Origin of the sequence: uncultured Roseobacter sp., assembly GCF_947493125.1 — a bacterium.
Classification (GTDB): Bacteria; Pseudomonadota; Alphaproteobacteria; order Rhodobacterales; family Rhodobacteraceae; genus Roseobacter.
In genome coordinates this window covers 374821-390480 of the sequence record NZ_CANLQB010000002.1, presented here as the reverse complement: position 1 = coordinate 390480, position 15660 = coordinate 374821, and the positions used below count along the sequence as shown (strand labels likewise).

General features: G+C 55.6%; 21 protein-coding genes. 3 read left to right on the top strand and 18 right to left on the bottom strand.

What is annotated here, in order from left to right:
- Positions 1-57: 57 nt before the first annotated feature.
- From Q1A71_RS05675 to Q1A71_RS05635, 9 genes are read right to left on the bottom strand one after another with little or no spacing between them, the layout of a single operon-like run.
- Complete coding sequence (locus Q1A71_RS05675; RefSeq protein ID WP_299672819.1) at positions 58-579, bottom strand: flagellar basal body-associated FliL family protein; 522 nt, start codon at positions 577-579, stop codon at positions 58-60.
- A 10-nt stretch (positions 580-589) separates the two neighbouring features.
- Entirely contained in the window at positions 590-1321 is a 732-nt protein-coding gene (gene flgH, locus Q1A71_RS05670; protein WP_299672816.1) for a flagellar basal body L-ring protein FlgH, read from the bottom strand.
- Positions 1322-1329: 8 nt separating this feature from the next.
- Positions 1330-1752 (bottom strand): flagellar basal body P-ring formation chaperone FlgA, encoded by a 423-nt coding sequence (flgA, locus tag Q1A71_RS05665; RefSeq protein ID WP_299672813.1) that lies wholly within the window; start codon positions 1750-1752, stop codon positions 1330-1332.
- Positions 1749-2534, bottom strand: a complete 786-nt coding sequence (gene flgG, locus Q1A71_RS05660; protein WP_299672810.1) for a flagellar basal-body rod protein FlgG — start codon at positions 2532-2534, stop codon at positions 1749-1751. The genes flgA and flgG overlap by 4 nt, the downstream gene beginning before the upstream one ends.
- A gap of 24 nt (positions 2535-2558) precedes the next feature.
- Positions 2559-3272, bottom strand: a complete 714-nt coding sequence (locus Q1A71_RS05655) for a flagellar hook-basal body complex protein (protein ID WP_299672807.1) — start codon at positions 3270-3272, stop codon at positions 2559-2561.
- A 1-nt stretch (position 3273) separates the two neighbouring features.
- Entirely contained in the window at positions 3274-3543 is a 270-nt protein-coding gene (locus Q1A71_RS05650) for a flagellar biosynthetic protein FliQ (protein WP_299672804.1), read from the bottom strand.
- A 1-nt stretch (position 3544) separates the two neighbouring features.
- Positions 3545-3871 (bottom strand): flagellar hook-basal body complex protein FliE, encoded by a 327-nt coding sequence (gene fliE / locus Q1A71_RS05645; protein WP_299672801.1) that lies wholly within the window; start codon positions 3869-3871, stop codon positions 3545-3547.
- Positions 3872-3920: 49 nt separating this feature from the next.
- On the bottom strand, positions 3921-4313 hold the full coding sequence (gene flgC, locus Q1A71_RS05640) for a flagellar basal body rod protein FlgC (RefSeq protein ID WP_299672798.1): 393 nt from the start codon (positions 4311-4313) through the stop codon (positions 3921-3923).
- A 17-nt stretch (positions 4314-4330) separates the two neighbouring features.
- Positions 4331-4726, bottom strand: coding sequence for a FlgB family protein (locus tag Q1A71_RS05635; protein ID WP_299672795.1), 396 nt, complete (start codon positions 4724-4726; stop codon positions 4331-4333).
- A gap of 81 nt (positions 4727-4807) precedes the next feature.
- On the opposite strand from Q1A71_RS05635, the gene Q1A71_RS05630 reads away from it, so the two are divergent.
- Entirely contained in the window at positions 4808-6184 is a 1377-nt protein-coding gene (locus Q1A71_RS05630; protein WP_299672792.1) for a FliI/YscN family ATPase, read from the top strand.
- A gap of 8 nt (positions 6185-6192) precedes the next feature.
- Here the strand turns inward: Q1A71_RS05630 and Q1A71_RS05625 are convergent, their stop codons facing one another.
- The 6 genes from Q1A71_RS05625 to Q1A71_RS05600 form a co-directional block, all read right to left on the bottom strand.
- Positions 6193-7491: a DUF1217 domain-containing protein gene (locus tag Q1A71_RS05625; protein ID WP_299672789.1), complete on the bottom strand. Its 1299-nt coding sequence runs from the start codon at positions 7489-7491 to the stop codon at positions 6193-6195.
- Positions 7491-7895 (bottom strand): flagellar biosynthesis repressor FlbT, encoded by a 405-nt coding sequence (flbT, locus tag Q1A71_RS05620; RefSeq protein ID WP_299672786.1) that lies wholly within the window; start codon positions 7893-7895, stop codon positions 7491-7493. The genes Q1A71_RS05625 and flbT overlap by 1 nt, the downstream gene beginning before the upstream one ends.
- Positions 7892-8263 carry a flagellar biosynthesis regulator FlaF gene (gene flaF, locus Q1A71_RS05615; RefSeq protein ID WP_299672783.1) on the bottom strand — a complete coding sequence of 124 codons (372 nt, stop codon included), beginning with the start codon at positions 8261-8263 and terminating at the stop codon, positions 7892-7894. Before flaF ends, flbT begins: the two co-directional genes overlap by 4 nt.
- A 69-nt stretch (positions 8264-8332) precedes the next feature.
- Positions 8333-9676, bottom strand: a complete 1344-nt coding sequence (locus tag Q1A71_RS05610) for a flagellin (RefSeq protein ID WP_299672780.1) — start codon at positions 9674-9676, stop codon at positions 8333-8335.
- 210 nt (positions 9677-9886) lie between these two features.
- Positions 9887-10246, bottom strand: coding sequence for a flagellar export chaperone FlgN (gene flgN / locus Q1A71_RS05605; protein WP_299672777.1), 360 nt, complete (start codon positions 10244-10246; stop codon positions 9887-9889).
- Entirely contained in the window at positions 10236-10517 is a 282-nt protein-coding gene (locus tag Q1A71_RS05600) for a rod-binding protein (RefSeq protein WP_299672774.1), read from the bottom strand. Before Q1A71_RS05600 ends, flgN begins: the two co-directional genes overlap by 11 nt.
- Positions 10518-10647: 130 nt before the next feature.
- Here Q1A71_RS05600 and Q1A71_RS05595 point away from each other — a divergent pair, with 130 nt between their 5' ends.
- Together Q1A71_RS05595 and Q1A71_RS05590 are read left to right on the top strand one after the other, a co-directional pair.
- The gene (locus Q1A71_RS05595) at positions 10648-11964 is read left to right on the top strand and encodes a flagellar hook-length control protein FliK (RefSeq protein ID WP_299672771.1); all 1317 of its coding nucleotides are present in this window, start codon (positions 10648-10650) and stop codon (positions 11962-11964) included.
- Positions 11965-11975: 11 nt separating this feature from the next.
- Complete coding sequence (locus tag Q1A71_RS05590; RefSeq protein WP_299672768.1) at positions 11976-12641, top strand: flagellar hook capping FlgD N-terminal domain-containing protein; 666 nt, start codon at positions 11976-11978, stop codon at positions 12639-12641.
- On the opposite strand, the gene Q1A71_RS05585 is transcribed toward Q1A71_RS05590, so the two are convergent.
- The 3 genes from Q1A71_RS05585 to Q1A71_RS05575 are packed head-to-tail and all read right to left on the bottom strand — an operon-like array spanning position 12642 to position 15660.
- On the bottom strand, positions 12642-13973 hold the full coding sequence (locus tag Q1A71_RS05585; RefSeq protein ID WP_299672765.1) for an FAD-binding oxidoreductase: 1332 nt from the start codon (positions 13971-13973) through the stop codon (positions 12642-12644). It lies immediately after the preceding gene.
- Positions 13970-14788 (bottom strand): ABC transporter permease subunit, encoded by an 819-nt coding sequence (locus tag Q1A71_RS05580; RefSeq protein ID WP_299672762.1) that lies wholly within the window; start codon positions 14786-14788, stop codon positions 13970-13972. The genes Q1A71_RS05585 and Q1A71_RS05580 overlap by 4 nt, the downstream gene beginning before the upstream one ends.
- The gene (locus Q1A71_RS05575; RefSeq protein WP_299672759.1) at positions 14785-15660 is read right to left on the bottom strand and encodes an ABC transporter permease subunit; all 876 of its coding nucleotides are present in this window, start codon (positions 15658-15660) and stop codon (positions 14785-14787) included. Before Q1A71_RS05575 ends, Q1A71_RS05580 begins: the two co-directional genes overlap by 4 nt.

The window sequence follows — 15660 nt, the reverse complement described above, 5'->3', positions numbered from 1 at the left end:
GTGACCGAGATCTGGTTAGGTTTTTGTGTCGTTGTAATCCATATGGTCCGGCCGGGATCAGTAATCCTGTCGCGCCACCTCGAAGATGAGAACATCTTTTGCAACATCCGAGCCCATAACTGCTTTGGCGACATCTCTCAATTTTCGCCGCACCACATCCAGGTTTTCGTTGTTGATGAACGCTCCATCAAAGCCGCCAATACTTGCGTGATCAAATAGCACTCGTAAAAAACCATCCCGCAGCTTAGGTTCCTTGTCGAGGACACTCTCGGCATTACCAATCGAGACCTCAATGCTGAGCGACATGACGACCAGTGCCGAGATACGCTCATTGTCGACCAGGGGAACTACAAATTGGTTTGGCAGCCTAACGTATTCCATACCATCGGCGGGCTCGGCATCGTCCAGACTATTTGAAGCTTGCGCGTCAGCGGTCTCGCTCTCGGCTTCAGTAGCCCCGGTCTCCGCATCGACAGAGGCGACTTCGTCTTGAACAGGTTCGGGACGAAGAAAGATTCCGGCTCCAACACCCGCTCCAGATCCAATGAGCAGCATGACGATGGGTAGCAGCTTTTTCATCTCAAACTCCTCAAAAAGGTAAAACGGAATCGAGGACTTGTTGACCGATGCGGGGCTGCTGCACGTCTGAAATCTGACCCCGTCCGCCATAAGACACACGCGCAGTGGCGATCTTGTCATAGGTGATTTCATTCTGCCGGGAGATATCCTCCGGGCGGACATAACCTGTCACCAAGAGCTCCCGCATCTCAAAATTGACGCGGAGTTCCTGGCTACCAGAAATGGACAGTACACCATTCGGAAGGACATCGACGACCGTAGCCGCGACACGGAGTGTCAGTTTTTCATTGCGCCGAACGGAACCGTCGCCGGATGAGCTGCTGCTTGAATTGATTGAAACAGCTTCGGCGGTCGATGCACCTTCGGGTAGGCGTTCATCTATACGCTGCGGCAAACCAAACAAGCCAGGAATACCCAGGCTTTCGGAACCCGAGCGCGACCGATCGGTCGCGTTCGAAATCTCCGCTTCCTCATCGATTTCGATTACCACGGTCAGGATGTCGCCCTGCTGCACTGCGCGGCGATCTCCCAGAAGAGACTGTCTCGCGCCTGACCAAAGCGACGCCCGTTCCGTCGGTCCTTGCGCATCTGTGCGAAGCGGAAGACCTGGAGACATCATCGCGTTATGCTCACTCGTAGCTCTGGGTGAGGAAAAAGACGGTGGCTTGCCCAGATGATCCATGCGACCGCAAGCGGCAATAAGCAGAATCCCAGCAACGGTCGTACAGTTTCGCAACAGCATAAGTACCTCTATTTCTTTACTTCAACCGAGCCATCAGGCTGGATTTGTCCGAACAACGTCGCCCGTGACGACAGGTTCATTATCCTGACTCTGTCGCCCACACCTCCGCGTTCCAATGAGCGTCCTTCCGTCATAATCACGAGACCTGCCGACTGGAATTTGAGGGAGACGATCTGATTGCGTGTAACGAGCGCAGGGGGCCCAATCTCATCAACGCGGATCGGCCGACCGGCGTAGAGCGTTGTACGTGCTTCCTGCCCTATAACATCACCAACGCGATCAAACCCGTTGGCGATATCGCCAGCAGTGAGGCCCACGTCGATATCCGTGATGATCGCATTCGCTCGAATGGTGCGGGTCGGCACCACTACGTCAGACCAAGCCGCCGCCGTCATGCTCAAAAGAAGGAAAAAGCTAAAGGCTTTGGTCATCGGATTTGCGTCGTCGCCCCCATCATCTGGTCGGCAGCGGAGATCACCTTGGCGTTCATCTCATATCCGCGCTGCGCTTCGATCAGCTCTGTGATTTCGCGTACGGCGTCAACGGAGCTGTCTTCCAGATAGCCTTGGCGTACGGTTCCGAGACCGTCTTCACCAGGCGTCGAGATCAAAGGCGGGCCCGAGGCTTCGGTCTCTCCAAAGAGATTGCCACCAAGTGCTTCAAGACCCTTCGCGTTGGTAAAACCGACCATATTGAACTGACCGAGCAGCTGCGCATCTGGGGCGTCGGCAAAATAGGCATAGACCTCGCCGGCAGCATTGATCGAAATACTTCTCGCGTCGTCTGGGATGACGATCTGCGGCTCTACAGGAAAGCCGTCAGACGTAACGATCAGTCCCTCTCCGGTCCGCTTGAGACCGCCATCGCGGGTGTAAGCGCTCAGGCCTGATGGAAGCGTGATTTCGAGATAACCTTTACCTTCAATCGCGAGGTCCAGATCACCGCCGGTCTGGCTCAATGAGCCTTGCTGCAGTTGCACCGAGACGGCTGCAGGACGAACACCAAGCCCGAGTTGCACACCGGTCGGCATCACGGTTCCGTCCGTTGCACTGATCGTTCCCGGTCGCGTCATCTGCTGATAGTGAAGATCCGCAAATTCTGCACGGCGGGCGTTGTAGCCAGTCGTGCTCATGTTGGAAAGGTTGTTCGAAATGGTTTCCACGCGCATCTGTTGTGCGCTCATGCCGGTCGCTGCAATCTTTAGGGCACGCATACTGTCTCTCCTAAATACTTCGAATTACTGGGACATCGTGCGAAGCGCTTGGCGCACACGCTCGTCTTCTGCTTCAAGGAAACTCGCGCCCAACTCGTAGGCACGCTGAACTTCGATCATGCGGGTGATCTGAAGAATTGAATTCACATTGGAATTCTCAACAAAACGCTGGAGCACGCGGGCGCCTTCCGCAGGCTCATAGCCATCATCTGCGCGAAACATTACGCCGTCTTCGCGGATCATCTCGCGGGGATTGAGAGGCTGAACGACGCCAATCTGCCCGATCGGGTTGCCGTCACTCGAAATTGTTCCATCTGCCGACACAGCGATATCGGCCGCACCGGGCGGGACAAAAACTGGTGCACCTCCAGCGTCCAAAACACGGTAGCCATCCATGTTGACCAGGTCGCCCTGAGCGTTTGGTGAAAAGGCGCCGGAGCGCGAAAGTCTTTCTCCGGCTGGCGTTTCAATGAGAAAGAATCCATCACCCTCAATCGCGAAGTCAAACGTCCCACCGGTCTGAGTGAGTGTCCCTTGCTCGAACGAGGTATTACGTACATTGCCCTGTCCCATCGATAGGCTGGATGCACCGTCCACCGACATGACATATTCCGAAAACACCATGCCTTCTTGACGATATCCGCTTGTTGCGGCATTCGCTATGTTGTTGGCAACAATGCGCATTTCTCGCATCAAACCCGACTGGCGGGTCAGTGTCGTGTAACCAGCGTTTTCCATTTCAACCTCCGATAATCAGCGGGACGATGCGGTTCTGGAAGAATGCAACAAGCGTTTGTGTCATGAAGCCCATCGAGATCCAGAAGACGATGACGATTGCCGCGAGTTTCGGGACGAAGGTCAGTGTCATCTCCTGGATGGAGGTCAACGCCTGCACGAGCCCGATCGAGACGCCGGTGATCAACGCTGCCGTAAGAATCGGGAGCGATATGATCACCGAAATCCACAGGCCTTGTCGCAAGGTGTCGAAGAAGAGGACTTCATCTAACATATCAAACCGGCATACGTAGGATTTCCTGATAGGCTTCCACCACCTTGTTTCGTACCGAAACAGCGGCTTCGACAGCCAATTCGGTTTGAGCCAACGCCTGAACCAAAGCATGCGGGTCGGCATCGCCGATCATAGATGCTTTTGCGGTCTCCTCGCTCTCCGCAAGGGTTTGGGCAAAATCAACAGCGACTTTGCTCACCGCTTCTACCATTGTTGGTTCTTCTGGCGTCGGCTCTGTTGCTGGCCGCGCCTGAGCGTAGCTTTGTATCGCCGAAGATGATCGTGCGTCAGTAAAGCGTTGAATTGCTGAGACTGCTTTCATATCCATTCTGGATCTCCTTCAAGTCGCATCGTTATGTTGACTGAATCGGTTCGCTCTAGTTCCGCAAAATGTCCATTAAACCGCTGGACATTTTGCGCGTTTGTTCAAAAACTTTTAGGTTTGCTTCGTAGCTTCTCTGTGCTTCTCTCGCGTCAGCGAGCTCGATCATGAGATCCACATTCGAGCTGTCGAAGTATCCTGTCTCATCCGCCATGGGGTGCGATGGATCATAGACTCGTTCAAGCGTGGAGCGGTCCAGTTGGACGCGACCGGTCTCCACCATCGACACACCATTCCCGGCGTTGAACGCCGTTTCGAATGGCACCAGTTTGCGACGGTAGCCAGGTGTATCTGCATTCGATATGTTCTCGGCGAGATGGCGCAACCGTGTTGCCTGCGCTTTCAAGCCACTTGATGTCACACTGAGTGCTTTGGAAAAGTCGTTCATGATACGTTCTCCTCTTACTAGCGGCTGAGTGTTGCGCGCAGAATGCCGAGCGATGACTTGTAGATTGCTACGGCGCGATCATGCTGTCGCTTTGCATCGAGCGATTTCAGCATTTCACCTTCGAGCGAAACGGTGTTTCCGTTTGGCGATGCAATTGCATCTTCGTCTATTGTCGGCTCAGCCATATGCCCGTCGGACACACCATGTAGATGGCGGTCACGCGTCGCACGCTGGCCAACGCTGTCTCCCATAGAGACATGAGTACGATAAGAATCTGCAAAAGGAGCGACATCCCGCGCCTTGTATTCGGGTGTATCGGAGTTGGCGACGTTTTGCGCCGCAACGGCCTGTTTCTGGCCAGCATGAACGGCCATGGCGTGTGAAATCTTAAAGACTTCTAAGTTTTTGAACATCCGGGCTTCTCCCTCGAACGATTTCATCAAGGCTTAACTCTGATTCCTTTAGAAAGAGTGTGCAAAGACCGAAGGGTTGCCATGAATCAGCCAATTTCTTTCGACGGGTTGACCGCCCAGATCACTGAACTGAACCCAGTCCGGGCGATTGGACGAGTGCTACGTGTCGAAGGCGGAGTGATACATGTCTCTGGGCTTTCCGGGAAAGCGAGGATCGGAGACCTTATCGTGGTATATCGCCAAGGAGAACCGCTTTCCGGAGAAGTTCTGCAATTGAAAGGCGATACCTTGGTTCTGTTGCCAGATCAGGCTCCCGATGGTGTCGCCTTGCGGGACAGAGCAGCACTTCTTGAATCTCGTGGTATTGCGCCATCAAACGCTTGGATCGGTCGGATCATCGATCCCTTTGGCAATCCGATCGATGGCAAGCCGCTCCTGAGAGGTGCTGCGGCACGACCGTTGCGCCAGGCGCCTCCAGATCCGGGAGCACGCCGTGGGCTTGGCGAACGGCTGAATACAGGCATGGCGGGGCTCAACACGATGTTACCGATCGTACGCGGGCAGCGCATCGGCCTGTTCGCTGGTTCGGGCGTGGGCAAGTCCAGCCTTCTTGGCCATCTCGCCCAAAACATGACCGCAGATGTTGTCGTCATAGCCCTGATTGGAGAGCGTGGTCGTGAACTGCGCCAATTCATTGAAGATGTACTGGGGAAAGACGGACTGAAGCGAGCAGTTATTATCTGTGCAACATCGGATCAATCTCCTTTGATCCGGCGGCGTTGTGCTTGGGCAGCGATGTCGGTCGCCGAGCACTTTCGCGATCAAGGCAAATCTGTTCTGCTGCTGTCAGATTCTATTACGCGTTTTGCAGAAGCGCATCGCGAAGTCGCTGTTGCAGCGGGAGAGTCGCCGGTTTTGCGCGGCTTCCCACCGTCGACAGCCCATCTGATCATGTCGCTTTGCGAACGCGCTGGACCTGGCCAAAACCAACAAGGCGACATCACTGGCGTTTTCAGCGTTCTTGTCGCTGGGTCTGATATGGATGAGCCAATTGCCGACATTCTTCGCGGTGTTCTGGACGGCCACATAGTTTTAGACAGAGAGATCGCCGAACGTGGAAGATATCCCGCAATCGATGTTTTGCGTTCCGTGTCCAGAAGTCTGCCGGCGGCAGCAAGCGAACCTCAAAACGCCCTTATCACACAAGCCCGAAATCTTCTGTCGATCTATGATCGCAATGCGATGATGGTCCGCGCAGGCCTTTACTCGGCTGGGAGTGATCCTGAATTGGATGCCGCTGTCCAAATATGGACCGAATTGGATGGATTTTTGGCGAAGGTCGAGAAACAAGGTGTCGACAACAGTTTCACACAGCTTGAGCTGATCCTCCGGCGTGTACGCACGGGCAATGCCGGGGCGAGAAACGGAAAACCGATTCGCCCAACATCTGCCGCCTAGATCCGCGATCAGGATTGAAGCAAAGAAAGCGCGATAGCCGCAGAAGATGCACCGTTATTGAAAGATGAAATCTGCGAACGAACGACGTACTGGGTGATCAGCTGATCTAACTTCTCGGGGTCCGAAAACTGGTTCACCTCATCGCTACCGAATATGGCGCGTGCACGTTCCTTAAACACGGTGAGCTGCTGCTCGATATCTATCTGACCAAACTCACGTGGCAGATTTAGGGCTGTTTCGAATAAGCTGCGCAATGGAGGCTCCCCCATCAGAGTAAACCACTTCGCATCATTCGACATATCATCGGCCCGAAAGGGCTCAAGCTCGAACCGTCCATTTGTTACGATAACCGGTTGATCGAACTCCAAGCCATCGGGCATCCCGAAGCTTCGCGCGATATAAAGGTCTGTTATGCCATCGGAAAAGTCAAAGTCATTGGCTTGAAAGTCTTCGGCAATACCAAACCCAAAGGCACGGGACAAATCAGCATATGCCGGATTTTCGAGTTCGTTCGCCCGTGCGACCACCGAGATGCTTCCTTCCTCAAGCACTTCCTTGATTTTCACCCATTCGGGGCTGACGGAAACCTCATCATTCGGCTCGAATTCGACAATGGCCTCATAGTCATCCTGAAGACCAAAGGCACCCAATGCGACCTTCAACAGTCTCTGGTCATTCAACAGTTCTTCCGGTGTCGCGATCTGGCCGATATTCTGCTCGAAGTACTCGATATCATCGGACGCAGATGATGCAAAGTCAGCAACGGCGCGCGCGACAGCTTCAGCGTCCAACCGATCTTGCGACTTTTGCGGAGGACTGGCCAGAGCACCCAAAACCCTTTGAGCATATAGCGCAATCCGCATGGATTCGTCTTGCTGACCTGCGGAAACTTCGAAGCTATTTGCCCGAAATCGCAAAACCATGTCATCCGCAAATCCAATGGTTGCAGTTTGTCTATCTTCACCTGGACCTAGGCCAAAAGCAGCAGAAAATTCCTTGTATCGATTGTCCGAGAAACGATTGGCAAGAGAATCGTCTGCAGTTGTGCCTTCTTCTAAAATTTTCTTTATAAAGAAGCGGTTATTGATGTCGTCTTGAAGGCCGAAGGCACCGAGCGCGACCTCCAGAAGGCGACGATCGGACGTTAGGTCCTCGGCCGAAGTTACCTTGCTTATATTTTCGCGGAAGTATTCTGTATTGCGCACGATTTGTGCCGAATTGGAGAAGTTTTCCAATTGGCTATCGTAGGTCCTCTGCAGGAACCGCCACCCGGTCAGACCGGATGATGGAATAACTGGCGTAAACACTAGTTCACCCTCGCCGCCAAAAGCCGTTCTTCCCGCGGCAGCAGAGCGCGCAGGGCCTTCAGTGACCGATAATGCTGCTTCTCGACAATACCACGTGTCGCTTCCGCCAGGACGTTGCGACTGTCAGCATCCGTAAACACCTGGCTCAACTCTTCGATCTGACGCAGCAGCGGTAGATGGGACTCTTCCGGGCTTTTGTCGCCCGACAACACGAGCTGCATCGCAAAGCATGCGCGTCTCACCGGCGTCTTGGCGTCTTCAGGATGAATTGCATCACGGAGTCTCAGGATATTCGCACCAGGCGTCATGATCGCAAGTCTGCTACGACGGTCACCGTTTTCGATGACGACACCGTTGATCAAGACGCGCTCCTTCGGGCTCAACTTTAGGACGAGACCGCTCATTTCATCTCTCCTTCTTGTTTCAGGCCGCCCAGAATGAGCGCATTGATTTCAAGAAGCGGAATGGCCGAATCCTGTTTGCGCAAAACCTTCTGGGTGTGAATTCGCGTGAAATCGGCGAGGTAGATGATCCGCGCCCGCAACTCATCAGGAAGAAGGTTGTTCTCATCTGCAACGTCGATGGCGAGTGCTGTCCAAAGCTTATTGTTCTCGTACAACGCTTCCGCAAGCGCGGGAAAATCATCGTTCTTTATCGCCTTCTTCAAACGATGAGAGATTCGCGCGATGACTTCATATTCTGCACTGCGTGCCGTTCTGGTCGGGGCCGCGGCGGGCGCGTATGCGCTCTGGGCCTGTGCGTATGCGTTCACGATGCAACCTTTGTCAAAAACTGGAAACTGGGATCAGGGGCGCGAAAAACCGCGCCCCTGAAGTATCGCTTAACGGAAGAGCGACAGGATGGTCTGCGGTGCCTGGTTGGCAATCGACAGAGCCTGAACACCCAGCTGCTGCTGTGTCTGCAGTGCCTGAAGCTTAGCCGAGGCCGCTTCCATGTCTGCGTCGACGAGAGCGCCGATACCCGATGTTAGGTTATCGGTCAGCTTGCTGACGAAGTCAGCTTGCGTCTCGATCCGGCTGCCGCTGGAACCCAAGGCGGCCGCTGTGTCGATGGAGGTCTGGATCAGACCTTCGATGGCCGCCAGTGCTTCTTCAGCGCCTTCGTTTGTGCTGACGTCGATTGCATCAAGCATCGCAAGCGAACCTGCCCGAGTGGTGGCGCCTGCCGACAAATCAGAGTCGCGTACGTTCACTTGGATTGCGATCGTGTCGGTGGCGTCTGTGATGCCATTGACAGATGTTGCAGTCAGCGAACCATCACCGTCATCGAGCACGTTGAAGTCGTCGGCATCAACGCCGTTCTCTACGCGCCAAACATCAAACGCCGCCTTCAATCCCGCTGCAACCTCGACAGCAGTGTCGCCCTCTTGAGCAACATAAGCGATATCAGCAGTGTTGCCATCGTCGCCATCTGTGGTTGTGAAATCGGCAGCTGTGAAGCTGCTGGAGTCCACGTCGGTACCGGTGATCTGCAGCACGAACACGGTGCCTTCAGTCTGCGTGATGTTGCCAGCCGCGCCAGTGTTGGTTACTTCGATCGCAGTAGTTGCCCCATCGGAAGCGTCAAGTGTTGCGGCAACAGTACCACCGTTTGCCGAACCAGCTGCGAAGGTCGTAGCAGATTCAAGATACGACGCCTTGTTCGTACCGAGGTTGACACGATCAACGCTGATTTCGCCCGAAGTAACCGTGCCATCGCTGGCGCGATCGAGAGAAGACAGGATGTTCGACGTCTGATCTTCCAGCGCAATGCCATCATCATTCAGCAGGTTGAGGCCGTTGAACTGGGCAGCACCAACAATCGAGCTAATCTGATTGGTCAGAGCTTTGATGTCGGTCTGGATTTTAGCGCGGTCAACATTTTCCTCTTGCGAGTTCACGATCTTGCCTTTGATTTCAGTCAGCAGATCGGTCACGCTTTCGGAAGCATTCAGCGCAACACCCACGGTTGCCTGGCCAAGAGCCAGCGAGTCGGAAATCGCTTCAAAGCCTTTCACGTCCGAAGACATGACCTTGGAGATTGCCCAAACGGCGGCATTGTCCTTGGCGCTTTCCACGGTCTTACCGGTGGAAATTTCGCTCTGAACTTTGCCCAGATTCATGTTGATTTGCTTCAGGGTCTGCAGCGCAACCATTGCGCTGTTGTTGGTAAGAATGCTCGACATAAGCATGTTCCTTTGATCATTCACGCTTTGCGTGGATTATGCCCCCGGCGTTTTCACGCGGGAACGAAACTGTCGTTCTGACCAATGCTGTCACCGGCTCTCGGCGAAGCGCCACCCGACCTCGGATGCAGCGCCAACATGCAGTTCCAAAGGCTAATGAGTGTTTAAACCATGCCTCCGCTGTTGTTCGGTTTTGATTCAAATCGGTCCTTATGCCCGCTTTTCAACAGATCCATCAGACGCCACATCGATGGTACGGCGCTCACCTTTTTCATCATATGTCTCCAATGAGCTCCGAACGCGTCGCAGGGCTGCCAAACGTCGGGATACCGTCCGGATCCCCTCAAGTGCCTGGTCGAGGAGCACCTGGTTTCGCTGCACCTTGACCTGCAGGTCGACCAGAGGTTGATGGTCTGCCTGCTCCAACGCGGAGAGTTGCTCAATTAGTGATTCCTTTCGCTCCAGCAGGCGACCGATCTCATCCAGATCACCAGCCAAGAGGGCAGATCGCTCTGCTTCCAGCAAATCGTCAAGAGCGTCGATGACGTCTTCAAACTCTTCATTGGTCATTCTGTTTCTCCTTCAATGCGTGGAACAGCGATTCGCTGAGCCCAATCCCACCCGCTTTCACCATTTGCATGGCCTGCTCCTGGAGCATGAAAGAGCTGAACTGGTCCTCTCCGGCGCCCCCTCCGAAATGCTCGCTTGTTTTGCCCAAACCCGCAGATTTCAGCATTTCCGCAAGAAAACTGGCCTCGAGTTTGTCGGCGACCTCTCTCAGTGCCTGGTCCTGCCGGGACATGGTGTTGGCCGGCATGCCAATGGGGGAAGGGGCTGTCATTCGGATATCTCCAATTGCAACTATTTTTCGAGAGCATGCAGGCAATCGGTAAAGATGCAGTAACCAACAGGCGTCATAACGTCGGCAAATCGAGGAAGAACTCCCGGAGATGTCAGTGCTTGAGATTCCCATGACACAGCCGGCCGCCAAGGTCGGCCGCAATGAAAAGACACCATCAAACGATGTCGCGTCGTCAAACTCGGATGGAGATACGTCTGACGCTGACTTCGACGCAGCCTACTCTGCCGATGCAGAAGGCGAGGCGAAATCGGCAGCCGACGACACCGCCGACAAGCAAGCTCCTGAGAAGGAAGCACCGAAACTTACCGGTCCAACTGCTGAGAACTCGGATACGTCAGAACTCGTGTCAGTAATTGAGGACGGCGGTGACACTGACATAGATCTTGTCGATGGAGACGAGCCGCTCCCCGCGTCGAAAGAGGCGGCCGTACAGCCACCTGCCGCAAAAACTCGCAGAACGGATACCAGCGAATTGGCCTTTGTCCAGCAACTGCGTGCTGAACAAGGCGCAACCAAGACGAAAGGTGAGCCAGCCGTTGACGGGCAGAAGGTCCTAAAAGCCGAGGGTCAGGGCACCAGCGCAGTCGCAAAAGAGCGGCCTATTTCGCTTAAGGTAGACGGTACTGTTCCAGCTCCGAAAGCGGCTCCCTCAACGCAGATGCCGACCGGCCAACCAATACCCTTGGCACATGCTGCTGAACCGGCCTCCGCCACAGAGGTGGCCGCGTCCATTTCAAAACAACCGCTGCCAGGCGCGGAGCAAACGGGCGAACCTCGGGAGCGACGCAAATCAAGCGATGAAGCGCGCCTGAGCCTCCAGCGCGACACGACGCAGAGCCCGAGCCAAACGGCGAAGACGCCGCCTCCTGCTCCAGTGACGCAGACACAACAGATTGCACCTCTCACGGCCCAATCCGACGGTCCGGCAATGGATGTGCCACTCTCACCGATCGGCGATGTCGATACACCAACGTCATGGGACCCTCGAGCCGCCGCTCCTGCTTCTCTGACGCAGACGCTCGCTCGACCGGAAACGCCCGGCATGATTGGTCGGCAAATGGCCGAAATTCTGCAGAGATTCCCCGATCGACCGGTAGAGCTTTCGCTAAACCCGGAGGAACTTGGCCGGGTTCGGCTCAGTATATCCGCAGCGGAGAGTGGGATCACCGTTCAGGTGCTCGCGGAGCGACCGGAAACACTTGATCTGATGCGACGGCATATCGATCAACTCGCCCGCGAGTTTGAGGCGCTGGGATATGAATCGATCAACTTCGCCTTCAACGAGGGTCAATCCGACAATGCCAGCGGTGATCAGAATGAAACCAGCGGTCAGCATATGGCCATAACAATATCGGGCGACGCTGACACAGAAACCCCCATCCCGGTGACCATGGCCTCCGCCACGGGCGTGGATATTCGGGTCTAAGGAGCAGTCCAATGGAGATCACCAATTCCCCCGCGACACAGGCGGCGGCTCGCAGCGCTGCAGCAAGCGAACAATCCGCAGCAGTGTTGTCGTCAGACTTCGAAACCTTTCTGCAGATGCTGACGGCTCAGGCCCGATATCAGGATCCGCTGGAACCAATCGATTCCTCCGAGTATGCCGCACAGTTGGCTCAGTTTTCGATGGTTGAGCAGCAGGTCCTTTCCAACGACCTTCTGCAAGCCTTGAGCAGCCAACTGGATGCAGCCAGCATGGGTCAGGTTGCGGGTTGGATCGGAATGGAAGCGAGAACAACGTCTGCGGTTCCTTTTGACGGATCACCGCTGACAGTAACACCAAAGACCGTTGCCGGTGCGGATGAAGCGGTTCTGATTGCCTACAACGCAGACGGCAATGAGATTGATCGCCGCCAGATTTCCACGAGTGGCGATCCTGTGGAATGGGCAGGACGCGCGAGTAACGGGACAGCGTTTCCGGAGGGGCTCTACAGCTTTAAAGTCGAACATCGCGCCGTCGGCCAGACGCTGAGCGTCACGCCTGCAGAGACCTATGCCCGGATCACGGAAGCCCGACGTGAAGGAGCCGACACGATTTTTGTGCTTGAAGGTGGAACCACAGTGACGGCGGATGACGTCAGCGCCCTGCGGGAACCAGCCTGATTACGAGCCATAGTCGGAGAGCATCAAACCAAGATAGGTCGGCGGCATGATCAGGCGTCTGGCGCGGCCAAAAGGAAACCTTCTCAAGGGGATTTGCATAGCCTTCGGCCAAATCGGAGGCTGTGCGCCTCGGACCAAGTCTGCGAGAATTCTTCCAGCGAGGCTGGCCATGGCAACCCCATTGCCATGATAGCAGAGCCCTGCCCAGATCCGAGAGCCCGGTGTCGTTTCCCCGACAAAGGGCAGAGAACCCCGCGCGAGGCAAACCATTCCGGACCAAATATGCGACACGTCAACCTGTGCCCACTTCGGGAACAAGCGCGCGAAATCCCGACAGATCCGTTTGCGCGCCTGCGCCTCGGCACGAGCACCGGTCATCAACCCGCCGCGCATACCAAAAAGAAACCGACCGTCGGGCATCAAGCGGAAATAGTGCAGAAGATGCCGGGTATCGTAGCACATCTGATCACTCGTCCATCCTTGGCGCTCGATCTCGGAGGGGGTCAGGGGTCGGGTAACAAGGACGTTCGACTGGAACGGCATGTAGCGACCGGCCAGCCACGCCGGAAGATCTTCGGAAGAATAGCCGTTTGTCGCAACGATCACCTGTCGCGCCCGCACAATCCCTGAGGGTGTCTGAAGGCAATGGTGCGCCCCCTCAGTCTCGAAGCCCATCACCGGACTATGAGGACAGATCACGGCCCCTTCCGCCTCGGCGGCTGCGGCAAGACCATGCAGATACTTCAGTGGATTGAGTCCGAACCCGATCGGAATCGTCAATGCTCCGTGAAAAGATCCGCTCAAACCATACCTGGCGAGATCCGACGCCTCGACAATATCGGGACGCACACCGTAGTTTTCTTCGATAGTTTCGGCCTTGGAGCGCAAACCGATCATGTCGCGCGGGCGATGTGCCAGTTCGGTCTCTCCTTTGGAGTGCCGGTCGACGTCAAGCCCAAGATTCTCTATAAGACGTGATACGAGATCAACAGCTGCCCTTTCGGCCGCGCGAAACTCCAGCCGGTCCTTCTTTCCGAACCTCGCGTCCAGCGTGGCATCGCTCAACATGCCGCCGCCCAAACAGCAAAAGCCGCCGTTGCGTCCAGATGCGCCCCAGCCCGGAGCCTCCGCTTCGAGGACGAGGGTTTGCCAACCAGCCCGCGCAAGATGGTAGGCGGCAGAGAGACCCGTGTATCCCGCTCCTATGATCACCACTTCGGCGTCACGGACGCCCGAAAGCGTCGGACGATCAGGGTTTTTGCTGGTCTCATCCCACCAGCACCCTTTGCGCGGGCCGTCGCCATAGGCGTAGTCCGAAAAAATGCGTCTCATGCCGCCCGCGCCGCGGCCTGCTCCTCCTGCTGCTGACGGACACTCTTGCGTTTGGAAATCAAGGAGGCGCTGATCACGCCCACCGTCACAATCCCGATCATGAGTGTTGAAAGCGCGTTGATCTCGGGAGACACACCCAATCTGACGGCCGAGAAGATCTTGATCGGCAACGTGGTGGCGGACGGCCCCGCCGTGAAAGACGCGATCACCAGATCGTCGAGGCTGAGCGTGAAGGCAAGCAGCCATCCGGAAATGACGGCGGGAGCGATGATCGGCAATGTGACCAAACGAAACGCATTGAAACTCGAACAGCCAAGATCCAGCGCCGCTTCTTCGAGCGACCGGTCGAAGGTCATCAATCGCGACGACACAACAACCGAAACATAGCACATGGAGAAGGTGGTATGGGCCAGCACAATGGTGATCACCCCGCGATCCAGACCGATACCAATGAAAAGCAGCAGCAGCGACAAGCCGGTGATCACCTCCGGCATCACCAGGGGCGCGTAGATCATGCCCGAAAACACGGTCCGACCCAAAAAGCGCCCGCCTCGCACGAGGACATAGGCAGCCATCGTTCCAAGCACCGTCGCAAAGGTCGATGACAGCACCGCGACCTTGATCGTCACCCAGGCGGCATCGAGAAACGACTCATTCTGAAGAAGTTCACCGTACCACTTGGTCGAGAAACCGGCCCAGACCGTCACCAGCTTGCTTTCATTGAACGAGTAGACGACCAGGATAATCATCGGCAGGTAAAGAAACGCAAACCCGAGCGTCAAGGACGTGGCATTGAACCAACTCAGTCTGTTCATGTCTCTGCCTCCGCCTGACGCTGCTGATTGCGCTGGAAGAGGACAATCGGAATGACCAGAATCAGCAGCAAGATGACGGCAACAGCGCTCGCAACCGGCCAGTCGCGGTTGTTGAAGAACTCCTCCCAGAGCACCTTCCCGATCATCAGCGTACCGGAGCCACCGAGAAGCGATGGGATGACAAATTCACCCAGCGCGGGAATGAACACAAGAAAGCTGCCTGCGACAATCCCGTTCTTCGACAGCGGTATTGTCACCAGCCAAAAGGCCTGAAGCCGTGAGCAGCCGAGATCTTCCGCCGCCTCGATCAGCGATCCGTCCAGCCGATCCAGCGCCGCGAATATCGGCAAGATCATGAAGGGCAGGTAGGTGTAGACGATGCCGATGTAGACCGCAGTGGTGGTATTCAGGATCGTCAGGGGCTCACCGATCACGCCAAGCCAAAGCAGGAACTGGTTGAGAAACCCTTCTTGACTGAGAATACCCATCCACGCGTAAACCCGGATCAGGAACGAAGTCCAAAACGGCAGGATGACCAGCATCATCAAGGTCGGGCGCCATTCTTCGGGTGCTCGGGCCATCGCATATGCGATCGGGTAGCCCACCAGCAACGTTATGGCCGTTGATATGGCCGCGATTCTCAGCGAGCTGACATAGGCTTTCCAATAGAGATCGTCTGATGTCAGAAAGACGAAGTTCTCAAAATCCAAGGCCGCAAAGAACGGGCCAATTCCATCATCCAAGATCGGAGCATAGGGCGGAATCGACAAGGCGATATCCGACAGAGATATCTTGAAGACGATCACGAAAGGGATCAGGAACAGGGCGAGCAACCACGCGTAGGGCACCGCTATGAGTATGAACCGCTGCAT